Origin of the sequence: Enterobacter cloacae complex sp. FDA-CDC-AR_0164, assembly GCF_003071645.1 — a bacterium.
Lineage (GTDB): Bacteria > Pseudomonadota > Gammaproteobacteria > Enterobacterales > Enterobacteriaceae > Enterobacter > Enterobacter ludwigii.
On the sequence record NZ_CP028950.1, the window covers coordinates 2,849,745 to 2,862,713 of the forward strand.

The following is a 12,969-nucleotide window of genomic DNA, read 5'->3' on the forward strand; positions in this document are numbered from 1 at the left end:
AAACCGTTATGCGACCAGCCAGAAAATCGCCAGTGCAATCATTAACGCAATAAACATCAATCCTGGACGGGCAGAGAGGGTTCTGAACGTTTCCACCACTGGCGCAAACAGCGGATTGTAGATTGGCTGTATGTTTCGTGCTTCCGGCACGCCCCCTTCGCGTTCGGCGCGGCGAACGAAAATCTGGTTGAGCACATCCTGCACCTGCGCGGTGGTCAGTACCGTTTGCGGTGTGGCCTGCCAGGTTTGCTGGGCGTAATCACGAATGGCGTCAAATTCGTTCGGCTCCAGCGGCTGCTTAAGTGCCGCCTGAACCGTGTGCAGGGTTGGAGCGGTCTGGGTGCTGAGGGTCTGACGCGCCTGTAGCCAGGTCACCAGATGCGTAAACTGTTTCGCCGGGATCAGCTCGCCCGCTTTTACGCCGGAGAGTTCCAGCATTGATTGCCAGATAAGCTTCGTTGGTTCGCCGGTGGCGGCGGCCAGCTTGGTCACCATCTGCTTGAGCGTGTTGTGCTCGGCAGGCAGCAGCGGACGCTCGGTCGCAGGGCGTTGCTGAGGCTGTGGAATTGACAGCTGATTGGTTTGCAGCAGCGTCAGTACGGTTTTGAGCTGTTCCGGGGTCAGCTGGCTCAGGGCGGTCTGACCAAACTGCTGGCGAATAAAATCACTCACCGCCTGGCGGTTATTTCCCTGGCCCAACAGCTCGGTCAGCTGCGAGACAATCTGGCGTGTGCTGTGATTCTGCTGTGCAGTATCAATCCGCTGGTTCAGGTTTTGCTCGGCAGCAGGGAAATGGCGCGACTGCAAAGGTGCGTCGTTCCTGACACCTAAATCGTGCTTTACCCCAGCCCAGACTTCCGCGTTTTGCTGCGACGTCAGCGCGATCAGACGCGTGATCAGTCGCTCCAGCACGGTGCGCTGTTGTGTGGATAGCGGTTGTTCGCCTGCAACGTTTGGTGTGACAGGGCCTTCACCCGGAGGGCGCGGCGGCGTACCTGAAATGGGCTGCATCGTCAAAAATCCTTAAAGTCAAAACTCAGCGTAAACCTGGCAGACGTATATGCCTGGCGGCCAGATTATGGCACACTTGATGGGTTTTCTTCCTCTCAAACAGGTACTCAGACGTGAAAATCCTCGTTGATGAAAATATGCCTTATGCCCGCGAGCTCTTTAGCCGCCTCGGCAACGTTAAGGCTGTCCCGGGTCGGCCGATCCCGGTAAACGAGCTGGATGATGCAGACGCGCTGATGGTGCGCTCGGTAACCAAAGTAAATGAGGCGTTGCTCTCCGGCAAAGCGGTGAAATTTGTCGGGACCGCAACGGCAGGGACGGATCATGTGGATGATAAATGGCTTAAGCAGGCGGGGATCGGTTTTTCAGCCGCGCCGGGCTGCAACGCCATTGCGGTCGTGGAATATGTCTTCTCCTCTCTGCTGATGCTGGCAGAGCGCGACGGTTTTGCGTTGCAGGACCGTACCGTCGGGATTGTTGGTGTGGGCAACGTGGGCGGGCGCCTGCATAAACGTCTTGAGGCGTTAGGCATTCGCACTCTGCTGTGCGATCCGCCGCGTAAAGACAACGGTGATGAAGGCGACTTCCGTTCGCTGGATGAACTGGTTGCACAGTGCGATGTGATCACTTTCCATACGCCGCTGTTTAAAGAGGGGCCTTATAAGTCGCTGCACCTTGCTGACGAAGCCCTGATCCGTCGTCTGAAGCCTGGCTCTATTCTGATAAATGCCTGCCGGGGCCCGGTGGTCGATAACCTTGCGCTGCTGAAATGTCTGGACGAGGGGCAAGCGCTTAGCGTGGTGCTGGACGTCTGGGAGCCGGAGCCTGAGCTTAACGTTGCGCTGCTTAACAAGGTGGACGTCGCAACGGCGCATATAGCCGGTTATACCCTTGAAGGAAAAGCCCGCGGCACGACGCAGGTCTTTGAGGCCTATAGCGCCTTTATCGGCCATCCACAGCAGGTGGCGCTGGATACCTTACTGCCTGCGCCTGAATTTGGCCGCATTACCCTGCACGGACCACTCGATCAGGCAACGCTGAAACGACTGGTCCATTTGGTGTATGATGTGCGCCGCGATGACGCGCTGCTGCGTAAAGTGGCGGGTATTCCGGGTGAGTTTGATAAGCTGCGCAAGAACTATGTTGAGCGCCGCGAATGGTCTTCCCTGTATGTGATTTGCGACGACGCAACGGCTGCGACGCAGCTGCATAAACTGGGTTTTAACGCCGTTCATCACCCGGCACATTAATGTCTTCTTAATGCTCCCTGTTGGATACTCCGACAGGGACGCTTTTTTATTTCTGGAGTAAACCACCATGTCTGAAGGCTGGAACATTGCCATTTTAGGTGCCACGGGTGCCGTGGGTGAAGCCCTGCTCGAAACCCTTGCTGAGCGTCAGTTCCCGGTGGGTGATATCTATGCGCTGGCGCGTACAGATAGCGCGGGTGAACATCTGCGTTTTGGCGGTAAATCTGTCATGGTTCAGGATGCGGTCGGGTTCGACTGGACTCAGGCGCAGCTGGCGTTTTTTGCAGCCGGTGCTGAGGCTACGGCGTCTTACATTGAAGAGGCCACCAACTCGGGTTGTCTGGTGATTGATTTAAGCGGCTTGTTCGCGCTTGAGCCGGATGTGCCGCTGGTGGTGCCGGATGTGAACCCGTTTGTGCTGGCAGACTACCGTAACCGCAACGTTATCGCCGTACCGAACAGCCTGACCAGTCAGCTGCTTACCGCGCTGAAACCGCTGATCGACGAAGGCGGCCTGTCGCGTATCTTCGTCACCAGCCTGCTGTCTGCGTCTGCCAACGGCAAGCAAGCGGTTAACGCGCTGGCCGGGCAGAGCGCGAAATTGCTGAGCGGCGTTCCGATTGATGAAGACGACTATTTTGGTCGCCAGCTGGCGTTTAACATGCTGCCACTGCTGCCGGATCGCGAAGGCAGCGTGCGCGAAGAACGCCGTATTGTCGATGAAGTCCGCAAAATCCTGCAGGATGACGGCCTGATGATCTCTGCCAGCTGCGTGCAGTCTCCTGTCTTCTACGGCCACGCACAGATGGTCGGTTTTGAAGCGCTGCGCCCGCTCGCCGCAGAAGAAGCGCGTGACGCGTTTGGTCGCGGTGAGGATATCGCCCTCTCCGAAGAGAGTGAGTTCCCGACGCAGGTTGGTGATGCGACCGGTAGTGCACATCTGTCTGTTGGCTGCGTACGTAACGATTACGGAATGCCTGAGCAGATCCAGTTCTGGTCAGTTGCCGATAACGTTCGCTTTGGCGGCGCGCTGATGGCGGTGAAAATTGCGGAGAAACTCGTGCAGGAGTACCTGTACTGATGTCAGAAGTGGATCACAAGCCTGTTCATAAAATTGCCCTCGGTATTGAGTACGATGGCAGTAAGTATTATGGCTGGCAGCGTCAAAATGAGGTGCGCAGCGTCCAGGAAAAACTGGAAAAAGCGCTCTCTCAGGTGGCGAACGAACCGATAAGCGTTTTCTGTGCCGGGCGTACGGATGCCGGCGTTCACGGCACGGGGCAGGTGGTTCATTTTGAAACCACCGCTGTGCGAAAGGACGCCGCATGGACGCTGGGGGTGAATGCGAATTTACCTGGAGACATTGCAGTTCGTTGGGTTAAAGATGTTCCCGATGATTTTCATGCGCGTTTCAGCGCCACCGCGCGCCGTTACCGCTATGTCATCTACAATCAGCGTCTACGTCCGGCGGTGTTAAGCCAGGGCGTGACGCATTTTTATGAACCGCTTGATGCTGAACGTATGCATCGTGCGGCGCAGTGTCTGATTGGTGAAAATGACTTTACCTCGTTCCGTGCGGTGCAGTGCCAGTCCCGTACGCCGTGGCGTAATGTCATGCACATAAACGTCAGCCGTTATGGCGCGTATGTGGTGGTGGATATCAAAGCCAATGCCTTTGTACATCATATGGTGCGGAATATTGTGGGCAGCCTGATGGAAGTGGGTGCCGGACACCAGCCGGAGAGCTGGATTGCAGAACTGCTGGCAGCGAAGGACAGAACGCTTGCGGCAGCCACGGCGAAAGCGGAAGGGCTGTATCTGGTCTCGGTAGACTATCCGGATCGGTTTGACCTGCCGAAACCGCCAATGGGCCCGCTGTTTTTAGCGGACTAATCAAAGGTGCAATTAAGGCTTAGACAAAATGGACGTAATACGTTTTTTGATTGATTTCATCCTGCATATTGATGTTCACCTGGCGGAGCTGGTCGCGCAGTATGGCGTCTGGGTTTACGCTATTCTGTTCCTCATTCTGTTCTGTGAAACCGGTCTGGTTGTCACCCCGTTCCTGCCGGGGGATTCACTGCTGTTCGTGGCCGGCGCGTTATCCGCGTTACCGACTAACGATTTGAATGTGCATCTGATGGTTGTGTTGATGGTTATCGCCGCGATTATTGGTGATGCGGTGAACTACACGATTGGGCGGGTGTTTGGTGAGCGGCTTTTCAGCAATCCGGACTCGAAAATTTTCCGTCGCAGCTATCTCGACAAAACCCATGCGTTCTATGAACGCCATGGCGGCAAAACCATTATCCTTGCCCGTTTTGTGCCTATTGTGCGTACATTTGCACCGTTTGTGGCGGGAATGGGGCATATGTCCTATCGTCACTTTGCGGCATATAACGTTGTTGGCGCGCTGCTGTGGGTGTTGCTGTTTACCTATGCCGGCTACCTGTTTGGCGATCTCCCGGTGGTCCAGGAAAACCTTAAGTTGCTGATTGTAGCGATTATTGTGCTTTCGGTACTGCCTGGGGTTATTGAGATTATTCGTCACCGACGTGCGGCAGCAAAGCAAGCGAAGTAAATGCATACTGGCGGTTCGACCACTTTTTTATCCAAAGTTTCGGGCTGTTATGTTTTAATGTGCAACATTCATGGTCTGTTGGAGGCAAAAATGGCATTATTCGCCTCTTATAGCAAAACTGGCATACGACCAGGTTCAGGCAGAAAGGTTATCAATGAGCTGGATTGAACGAATTAAAAGCAACATAACCCCGACTCGTAAAGCGAGCATTCCTGAAGGGGTATGGACGAAGTGTGATAGCTGCGGCCAGGTTCTGTACCGCGCAGAGCTGGAACGCAATCTTGAAGTGTGTCCGAAGTGTGACCACCACATGCGTATGACGGCGCGTAATCGCCTGCATAGCCTGCTGGACGAAGGTTCTCTGGTAGAACTGGGTAGCGAGCTTGAGCCAAAAGACGTGCTGAAGTTCCGTGATTCCAAAAAATACAAAGACCGTCTGGCCTCTGCACAGAAAGAGACCGGCGAGAAAGACGCGCTGATCGTCATGAAAGGCACCCTGCACACGATGCCGGTGGTGGCTGCCGCGTTTGAGTTCTCCTTTATGGGTGGCTCAATGGGCTCTGTCGTGGGTGCGCGCTTTGTGCGTGCCGTTGAGCAGGCGCTGGAAGACAACTGCCCGCTGATCTGCTTCTCCGCTTCCGGTGGTGCACGTATGCAGGAAGCGCTGATGTCGCTGATGCAGATGGCGAAAACCTCTGCTGCGCTGGCGAAAATGCAGGAGCGCGGTTTGCCGTACATCTCCGTGCTGACCGACCCGACGATGGGTGGCGTTTCCGCAAGCTTTGCCATGCTGGGCGATCTGAACATCGCTGAGCCGAAAGCGCTGATCGGTTTTGCGGGTCCACGCGTCATCGAACAGACCGTACGTGAAAAACTGCCGCCGGGCTTCCAGCGCAGTGAGTTCCTCATCGAGAAAGGCGCTATCGACATGATCGTCCGCCGTCCGGAGATGCGCCTGAAACTGGCAAGCATCCTGGCGAAGATGATGAATCTGCCAGCGCCGAACCCGGATGAGCCGCGCGAAGGCGTGGTGGTACCGGATCAGGAACCCGAGGCCTGATAACTGAAAAGGGCAGGGCCGGATGGCGCTGCCCTTTTGCTTTCTCAACTGTTAATGACCGGGCATCATGGAAAATAAAAGCATTCCCCAAGCCACGTCGCCCCTGGCCGCGTGGCTTTCTTATCTGGAAAACCTGCACAGTAAAACCATCGATATGGGGCTTGAGCGCGTAAGCCAGGTTGCCGCGCGTCTCGACGTACTGAAACCAGCGCCGTTTGTGTTCACCGTTGCCGGAACGAACGGTAAAGGCACGACGTGCCGCACGCTGGAGTCTGTCCTGATGGCAGCAGGCTATAAGGTTGGTGTTTACAGCTCTCCACACCTCGTGCGGTATACCGAGCGGGTGCGTGTGCAAAATCGCGAGCTGCCGGAATCAGCGCATACCGCCTCTTTCGCGGAAATTGAAGCCGCGCGCGGTGAAATTTCATTAACCTATTTTGAATACGGCACCCTGTCGGCACTGTGGTTGTTTAAGCAGGCGCAGCTGGACGTGGTGATTCTGGAAGTCGGCCTCGGCGGGCGTCTTGATGCTACCAACATGGTGGATGCGGATGTGGCCGTCGTGACCAGCATTGCGCTGGATCATACCGACTGGCTGGGGCCGGATCGCGAAAGCATTGGTCGCGAGAAAGCTGGGATTTTCCGGACGAATAAACCTGCCGTGGTCGGCGAGCCGGATATGCCGCACACCATTGCAGAGGTGGCGAATGAGACGGGTGCGCGTCTGCTGCGCCGTGGCGTAGAGTGGCAGTATGAGGTTCAGGCAGACGTCTGGCGCTTTAGCGATGCGCAGGGCGCACTGGACAACCTGCCATTGCCGCAGGTGCCGCAGCCTAACGCGGCAACCGCGCTGGCGGCACTGCGCGCAAGCGGTCTGGCGGTGAGCGAGCAGGCGATTCGCGAGGGCATTGAGCGGGCGATCCTGCCCGGGCGTTTCCAGATTGTCAGCGAGTCACCGCGCCTGATCCTCGATGTGGCGCACAACCCGCATGCCGCGGCGTATCTCGCGGGACGTCTCAAATCGTTACCAAAAACCGGGCGCGTGCTGGCGGTTATCGGTATGCTTCATGATAAAGATATTGGCGGTACGCTGGCCTGCATGGAGAGTGTGGTCGATAGCTGGTATTGTGCTCCTCTGGAGGGGCCACGCGGGGCGACCGCTGAGCAGTTGATGGAACATCTCGGCAAAGGCGCAATCTATAATAGCGTGGCTCAGGCCTGGCATGCCGCGATGGCGGATGCTAAACCAGAAGATACCGTGCTGGTGTGTGGCTCGTTCCACACGGTGGCACATGTCATGGACGTGATGGACGCGGGGAGAACCGGTGGCGAGTAAGTTTCAGAACCGTTTAGCAGGAACAATAGTGCTGGTGGCGCTGGGAGTCATTATTCTCCCGGGCCTGCTCGACGGGCAGAAAAAGCACTATCAGGATGAGTTTGCAGCCATTCCTCTGGTACCGAAACCGGGCGATCGCGACGAGCCGGATATGCTGCCTGCGGCGACACAGGCCCTTCCTGCTCAGCCGCCGGAAGGCGCAGCGGAAGAGGTTCGCGCGGGCGATGCGGCTGCGCCGTCTCTTGATCCGTCTCGTCTGGCGGCGAGCAACACCAACGATATCGATCCGGTACCGGTTCCGGTCGTGCAGCCTAAACCGGCTGAGAAACCGAAGTCGGTCGAAAAAACGCAGCCGAAACCGCAGCGTGATAAAACGAGCGAACAGCTTGCCGCAGCGACAGAGACACCGCCTCCGGCGAAATCGGCTCAGCAGGAAGCCGCTCCGACGGGCAAAGCCTACGTCGTGCAGCTGGGTGCGCTGAAAAATGCCGATAAGGTCAATGAGGTGGTGGGTAAACTGCGCAGTGCGGGATATCGTGTTTACACTTCACCTTCCACGCCGGTACAGGGTAAAATTACCCGTATTCTCGTGGGGCCAGAAGCGTCCAAAGATAAGCTTAAAGGATCGCTGGGTGAGCTGAAGCAGATCTCCGGCCTGAGCGGTGTGGTGATGAGCTACAGCGCGAACTAACCCCTCCCTCACCCTTATCCTTTCTGTGAGGAGAGGGTGGGGGGAAGAGTGACGGCAGACGTCCACAGAGACGTAAAAAGCCACGGCGTTGAACATTTTTTCAGCGCCTTTTTTATTTACGCGCGGGAAGGAAATCCCTACGCAAACGTTTTCTTTTTCTGTTAGAATTCGCCCCGAACTGGATGACAGGGCGTTAAATCGTGGGACACATATGGTCTGGATTGATTACGCCATCATTGCGGTGATTGGTTTTTCCTGTCTGGTTAGCCTGATCCGTGGCTTTGTTCGTGAAGCGTTATCGCTGGTAACCTGGGGTTGTGCTTTCTTTGTTGCCAGTCATTACTACACTTACCTGTCTGTCTGGTTCACGGGCTTTGAAGATGAACTGGTCCGAAATGGAATCGCTATCGCGGTGCTGTTTATCGCGACGCTGATTGTCGGCGCTATCGTAAATTACGTGATAGGTCAGCTGGTCGAGAAAACCGGTCTGTCAGGAACAGACAGGGTACTCGGGATCTGTTTCGGCGCACTACGAGGCGTGCTGATTGTGGCCGCGATCCTGTTCTTCCTGGATACCTTTACCGGGTTCTCCAAAAGTGAAGACTGGCAAAAATCGCAGCTCATTCCAGAGTTCAGTTTCATCATCAGATGGTTCTTTGACTATCTGCAAAGCTCGTCGAGTTTCTTGCCCAGAGCGTAATGCGCTCTGAGATGTGGCTTAACGAGGAAAAGACGAATGTGCGGTATTGTCGGTATCGCCGGTTTCATGCCGGTAAACCAGTCGATTTATGACGCGTTAACGGTGCTTCAGCACCGTGGGCAGGATGCTGCGGGTATCATCACCATTGATGCAAACAACTGCTTCCGTTTACGTAAGGCGAATGGTCTGGTAAATGATGTGTTTGAAGCCCGCCATATGCAGCGTCTGCAAGGTAATATGGGGATCGGTCACGTTCGTTATCCTACTGCTGGCAGTTCCAGCGCCTCTGAGGCTCAGCCTTTCTACGTCAACTCACCGTATGGCATCACGCTTGCCCACAATGGCAACCTGACCAACGCGCACGAGCTGCGTAAGAAGTTGTTCGAAGAGAAACGTCGCCACATTAACACCACCTCTGATTCTGAAATTCTGCTCAATATCTTTGCCAGCGAGCTGGATAACTTCCGTCACTATCCGCTGGAAGCAGACAACATTTTTGCCGCCGTTGCCGCGACTAACCGCCAGATCCGTGGTGCGTATGCCTGCGTGGCGATGATTATCGGCCACGGGATGGTTGCCTTCCGCGATCCAAACGGCATCCGCCCGCTGGTGCTCGGTAAGCGCGATCTCGGTGATGGTCGTACCGAATACATGGTTGCCTCTGAAAGCGTGGCGCTGGATACCCTGGGCTTCGAGTTCCTGCGTGATGTTGCGCCTGGCGAAGCGGTCTATATCACTGAGAAGGGCCAGCTGTTCACCCGCCAGTGTGCTGACAACCCGGTGAGCAATCCGTGCCTGTTTGAATATGTTTACTTCGCCCGTCCGGACTCGTTTATCGACAAGATTTCCGTTTACAGCGCGCGCGTGAACATGGGGACAAAACTTGGCGAGAAGATTGCCCGCGAATGGGACGATCTGGATATCGACGTCGTTATTCCTATTCCGGAAACGTCCTGCGATATCGCTCTGGAAATCGCCCGCATTCTGGACAAGCCATACCGTCAGGGGTTTGTGAAAAACCGTTACGTTGGTCGTACCTTTATCATGCCGGGTCAGCAGCTGCGCCGTAAGTCCGTACGTCGTAAACTGAACGCAAACCGCGCTGAGTTCCGCGACAAAAACGTCCTGCTGGTGGATGACTCCATCGTTCGCGGCACCACCTCAGAACAGATTATTGAGATGGCGCGCGAAGCGGGTGCGAAGAAAGTGTATCTGGCCTCAGCCGCACCGGAAATTCGTTTCCCGAACGTGTACGGCATCGATATGCCAACCGCCAATGAGCTGATCGCTCACGGTCGTGAAGTGGACGAAATTCGTCAGATCATCGGTGCCGACGGCCTGATTTTCCAGGATCTGAACGATCTTATCGACGCAGTACGCGCTGAGAACCCGGATATTCAGCAGTTCGAATGCTCCGTGTTTAATGGCGTCTACGTGACGAAAGACGTTGACCAGCAGTACCTCGACTACCTTGATTCGCTGCGCAACGACGATGCGAAGGCCGTCCAGCTGCAAAACGATCTCGAAAGTTTAGAGATGCACAACGAAGGTTGATGTCTGTGCAAGTGAGGGCATTTGCCCTCACTTGCAACTCCCCGCAAAATCCTGCACAGTCTGCCCTGAAATCAGTTAGGGCGAAAATCATGAAACGACTCATTGTTGGGCTCAGTGGTGCCAGTGGCGCGATTTACGGCGTACGTCTGTTACAGGTGCTGCGCGACGTGGCAGAAGTGGAAACGCATCTGGTCATGAGCCAGGCGGCACGTCAGACCCTCTCTCTTGAAACCGACCTCTCACTGCGTGATGTTCAGGCGCTGGCGGATGTGGTTCACGATGCCCGCGATATCGCCGCCAGCATCTCCTCAGGCTCGTTTAAAACGGCCGGCATGGTTATCCTGCCTTGTTCCATTAAAACGCTCTCCGGCATTGTAAACAGCTATACCGACACGCTGGTCACCCGCGCCGCGGACGTGGTGCTGAAGGAGCGCCGTCCTCTGGTTCTTTGCGTGCGGGAAACGCCGCTGCACCTGGGACATCTGCGTTTAATGACTCAGGCTGCTGAACTCGGCGCGGTGATCATGCCACCGGTACCGGCGTTCTATCACCGGCCCGTTTCACTGGATGATGTGATTAATCAGACGGTTAACCGCGTTCTCGATCAGTTTGATATCGACCTGCCTGAAGACCTTTTCACCCGCTGGCAGGGTGCCTGAATCTGTGCACCCACAGCGTGCATGAAAAGATAACGTGCCCTGTTTCAGGGCAATTATGCAACGGCGATCATATCCTCGACATTTAATTCGCTTTTTCCCTTTTTCTCTTTCCGGTTCGTTCGGCAGACCTGCTATCTTTCACCATTAAGGCAATATCGCAACGTTTTATTAACATATTTAACGTCGAACTTTTCACCAGACGGCAATGTGGCATAAGACCTGCAAGAGAAGCCTGCAACACAACACACAACACAATACATAATAAAATCACGGTACTTGAGGGTAAATGTATGAAGAAGACGGTTCTGGCTCTGTCTTTGCTGGTGGGGTTAAGTGCGGCAGCAGGTAGCTACGCAGCGCTTCCACAGCCAGTTCGTATCGGTACAGACGCAACCTACGCGCCATTCTCTTCCAAGGATGCGAAAGGCGATTTCGTTGGGTTTGATATCGATCTGGGAAATGAAATGTGCAAACGCATTGCGGTGAAATGCACATGGGTGGGCAGCGACTTTGATGCGTTAATCCCGTCGCTGAAAGCCAAGAAAATCGACGCCATTATCTCTTCTCTCTCTATCACCGAAAAACGTCAGCAGGAGATTGCCTTCTCTGACAAGCTTTACGCTGCAGATTCACGTCTGATTGCCGCTAAAGGCTCCCCGATTCAACCCACCATCGACTCGCTGAAAGGCAAGCATGTCGGCGTGCTTCAGGGCTCAACGCAGGAAGGGTTTGCCAATGCGAACTGGCGTGAGAAGGGCGTCGACGTAGTGGCGTACCAGAACCAGGATCTGATCTACTCTGACCTGGCTGCAGGCCGTCTGGATGCGGCATTCCAGGATGAAGTCGCCGCGAGCGAAGGCTTCCTGAAACAGCCAGCGGGCAAAGAGTACGCTTTTGCTGGCCCGTCCGTGAAAGACAAAAAGTACTTTGGTGACGGTACGGGTATCGGCCTGCGCAAGGACGATACCGAGCTGAAAGCCGCCTTCGACAAAGCGTTTGCTGAGCTGCGTAAAGACGGTACCTACGACAAACTGGCGAAGAAATACTTCGACTTCAACGTCTACGGTGACTAATACCTGACGGCAATGCACTGCTGAGGTGCATTGTCGGGCGGGATGATCCAATATGGTGCAATTAATGCACTGTATTGGATCGCTGTGTGCATACTTACGCATTTATAATGCAAAAAATCCCGGCTCAAAGGCATTATTCTTTGCCTGACGGAGGGGATTGATGGCACATTAGCACCACCCCGTCGTCGTAAAAATCCCGTATGTAGACAGTTTGTTGAGGACAGATATGAAAAAACTAGTATTGTCACTTTCTCTGGTGCTGGCCTTTTCCAGCGCCACCGCGGCATTCGCAGCAATTCCGCAGAAAATTCGAATCGGTACCGATCCTACCTATGCACCGTTCGAATCGAAGAATTCTAAAGGTGAATTGGTTGGTTTTGACATCGATCTGGCCAACGAACTGTGCAAACGCATCAAAGCGCAGTGTACCTATGTTGAGAACCCACTGGATGCGCTGATCCCGTCACTGAAAGCGAAAAAAATCGACGTGATTATGTCCTCGCTCTCCATCACTGAAAAACGCCAGCAGGAGATTGCTTTCACGGACAAACTTTACGCGGCAGATTCACGTCTGGTGGTCGCCAAATCTTCCGATATTCAGCCCACTCTTGAGTCGCTGAAAGGCAAACGCGTGGGCGTGCTGCAGGGAACCACTCAGGAAACCTACGGTAACGAACACTGGGCACCGAAAGGGATTGAAATCGTCTCTTATCAGGGCCAGGAAAATATCTACGCTGACCTGACGGCAGGTCGCATTGACGCGGCGTTCCAGGATGAAGTCGCGGCGAGCGAAGGCTTCCTGAAGCAGCCGGTCGGCAAAGACTATAAGTTTGGCGGTCCATCCATCAAGGATGTGAAGTTGTTTGGTGTAGGCACCGGTATGGGCCTGCGCAAGGAAGACAACGAATTGCGTGAAGCGCTGAACAAAGCCTTTGCCGAAATGCGCGCTGACGGCACGTACGAGAAAATTGCGAAAAAATACTTCGATTTCAATGTTTACGGCGGCTAATCGCCCCGTCAAATAACGTGCAGCCCCTCCCACTGTGGGAGGGGA

13 protein-coding genes are annotated in these 12,969 nt (G+C 54.9%); 12 read left to right on the top strand and 1 reads right to left on the bottom strand.

The genetic code is table 11. The annotated features are described in order from the left end of the window. Nucleotides 1-6 precede the first annotated feature (6 nt). Nucleotides 7-1,011 (bottom strand): flagella biosynthesis regulator Flk, encoded by a 1,005-nt coding sequence (flk, locus tag AM410_RS14035; RefSeq protein WP_025203569.1) that lies wholly within the window; start codon nucleotides 1,009-1,011, stop codon nucleotides 7-9. Between the two features lie 113 nt (nucleotides 1,012-1,124). Between flk and pdxB the strand changes: the two genes are divergently transcribed. The 12 genes from pdxB to hisJ all read left to right on the top strand — a co-directional run bounded on the left by pdxB (nucleotide 1,125) and on the right by hisJ (nucleotide 12,924). Further along, nucleotides 1,125-2,261, top strand: a complete 1,137-nt coding sequence (gene pdxB, locus AM410_RS14040) for a 4-phosphoerythronate dehydrogenase PdxB (protein ID WP_108647978.1) — start codon at nucleotides 1,125-1,127, stop codon at nucleotides 2,259-2,261. A gap of 67 nt (nucleotides 2,262-2,328) precedes the next feature. Next, entirely contained in the window at nucleotides 2,329-3,342 is a 1,014-nt protein-coding gene (locus AM410_RS14045; RefSeq protein WP_020883120.1) for an aspartate-semialdehyde dehydrogenase, read from the top strand. Next, nucleotides 3,342-4,154, top strand: a complete 813-nt coding sequence (truA, locus tag AM410_RS14050) for a tRNA pseudouridine(38-40) synthase TruA (protein ID WP_025203571.1) — start codon at nucleotides 3,342-3,344, stop codon at nucleotides 4,152-4,154. The genes AM410_RS14045 and truA overlap by 1 nt, the downstream gene beginning before the upstream one ends. 28 nt (nucleotides 4,155-4,182) lie before the next feature. Then, nucleotides 4,183-4,842, top strand: a complete 660-nt coding sequence (locus tag AM410_RS14055) for a DedA family protein (protein WP_020883122.1) — start codon at nucleotides 4,183-4,185, stop codon at nucleotides 4,840-4,842. A gap of 154 nt (nucleotides 4,843-4,996) precedes the next feature. Continuing rightward, on the top strand, nucleotides 4,997-5,902 hold the full coding sequence (accD, locus tag AM410_RS14060; protein ID WP_108647979.1) for an acetyl-CoA carboxylase, carboxyltransferase subunit beta: 906 nt from the start codon (nucleotides 4,997-4,999) through the stop codon (nucleotides 5,900-5,902). A gap of 67 nt (nucleotides 5,903-5,969) precedes the next feature. Next, the gene (gene folC / locus AM410_RS14065) at nucleotides 5,970-7,238 is read left to right on the top strand and encodes a bifunctional tetrahydrofolate synthase/dihydrofolate synthase (RefSeq protein ID WP_108647981.1); all 1,269 of its coding nucleotides are present in this window, start codon (nucleotides 5,970-5,972) and stop codon (nucleotides 7,236-7,238) included. After that, nucleotides 7,228-7,929: a cell division protein DedD gene (gene dedD / locus AM410_RS14070; RefSeq protein WP_108647982.1), complete on the top strand. Its 702-nt coding sequence runs from the start codon at nucleotides 7,228-7,230 to the stop codon at nucleotides 7,927-7,929. Before folC ends, dedD begins: the two co-directional genes overlap by 11 nt. Before the next feature lie 211 nt (nucleotides 7,930-8,140). Continuing rightward, complete coding sequence (gene cvpA, locus AM410_RS14075) at nucleotides 8,141-8,629, top strand: colicin V production protein (RefSeq protein WP_000262116.1); 489 nt, start codon at nucleotides 8,141-8,143, stop codon at nucleotides 8,627-8,629. 36 nt (nucleotides 8,630-8,665) lie between these two features. After that, entirely contained in the window at nucleotides 8,666-10,183 is a 1,518-nt protein-coding gene (purF, locus tag AM410_RS14080) for an amidophosphoribosyltransferase (protein WP_014171028.1), read from the top strand. An 89-nt stretch (nucleotides 10,184-10,272) separates the two neighbouring features. After that, nucleotides 10,273-10,842 carry a UbiX family flavin prenyltransferase gene (locus AM410_RS14085; RefSeq protein WP_014171027.1) on the top strand — a complete coding sequence of 190 codons (570 nt, stop codon included), beginning with the start codon at nucleotides 10,273-10,275 and terminating at the stop codon, nucleotides 10,840-10,842. Nucleotides 10,843-11,132: 290 nt separating this feature from the next. Beyond that, nucleotides 11,133-11,915 carry a lysine/arginine/ornithine ABC transporter substrate-binding protein ArgT gene (gene argT / locus AM410_RS14090; RefSeq protein ID WP_108647984.1) on the top strand — a complete coding sequence of 261 codons (783 nt, stop codon included), beginning with the start codon at nucleotides 11,133-11,135 and terminating at the stop codon, nucleotides 11,913-11,915. 226 nt (nucleotides 11,916-12,141) lie between these two features. Continuing rightward, nucleotides 12,142-12,924 carry a histidine ABC transporter substrate-binding protein HisJ gene (gene hisJ / locus AM410_RS14095; RefSeq protein WP_020883126.1) on the top strand — a complete coding sequence of 261 codons (783 nt, stop codon included), beginning with the start codon at nucleotides 12,142-12,144 and terminating at the stop codon, nucleotides 12,922-12,924. Nucleotides 12,925-12,969 lie beyond the last annotated feature (45 nt).

Excerpts from the sequence above, each read along its gene's own strand:
- flk (WP_025203569.1), bottom strand. The coding sequence starts at position 1,011 with ATGCAGCCCATTTCAGGTACGCCGCCGCGCCCTCCGGGTGAAGGCCCT.
- AM410_RS14045 (WP_020883120.1), top strand. The coding sequence starts at position 2,329 with ATGTCTGAAGGCTGGAACATTGCCATTTTAGGTGCCACGGGTGCCGTG.
- truA (WP_025203571.1), top strand. The coding sequence starts at position 3,342 with ATGTCAGAAGTGGATCACAAGCCTGTTCATAAAATTGCCCTCGGTATT.
- AM410_RS14055 (WP_020883122.1), top strand. The coding sequence starts at position 4,183 with ATGGACGTAATACGTTTTTTGATTGATTTCATCCTGCATATTGATGTT.
- accD (WP_108647979.1), top strand. The coding sequence starts at position 4,997 with ATGAGCTGGATTGAACGAATTAAAAGCAACATAACCCCGACTCGTAAA.
- folC (WP_108647981.1), top strand. The coding sequence starts at position 5,970 with ATGGAAAATAAAAGCATTCCCCAAGCCACGTCGCCCCTGGCCGCGTGG.
- cvpA (WP_000262116.1), top strand. The coding sequence starts at position 8,141 with ATGGTCTGGATTGATTACGCCATCATTGCGGTGATTGGTTTTTCCTGT.
- purF (WP_014171028.1), top strand. The coding sequence starts at position 8,666 with ATGTGCGGTATTGTCGGTATCGCCGGTTTCATGCCGGTAAACCAGTCG.
- AM410_RS14085 (WP_014171027.1), top strand. The coding sequence starts at position 10,273 with ATGAAACGACTCATTGTTGGGCTCAGTGGTGCCAGTGGCGCGATTTAC.
- argT (WP_108647984.1), top strand. The coding sequence starts at position 11,133 with ATGAAGAAGACGGTTCTGGCTCTGTCTTTGCTGGTGGGGTTAAGTGCG.
- hisJ (WP_020883126.1), top strand. The coding sequence starts at position 12,142 with ATGAAAAAACTAGTATTGTCACTTTCTCTGGTGCTGGCCTTTTCCAGC.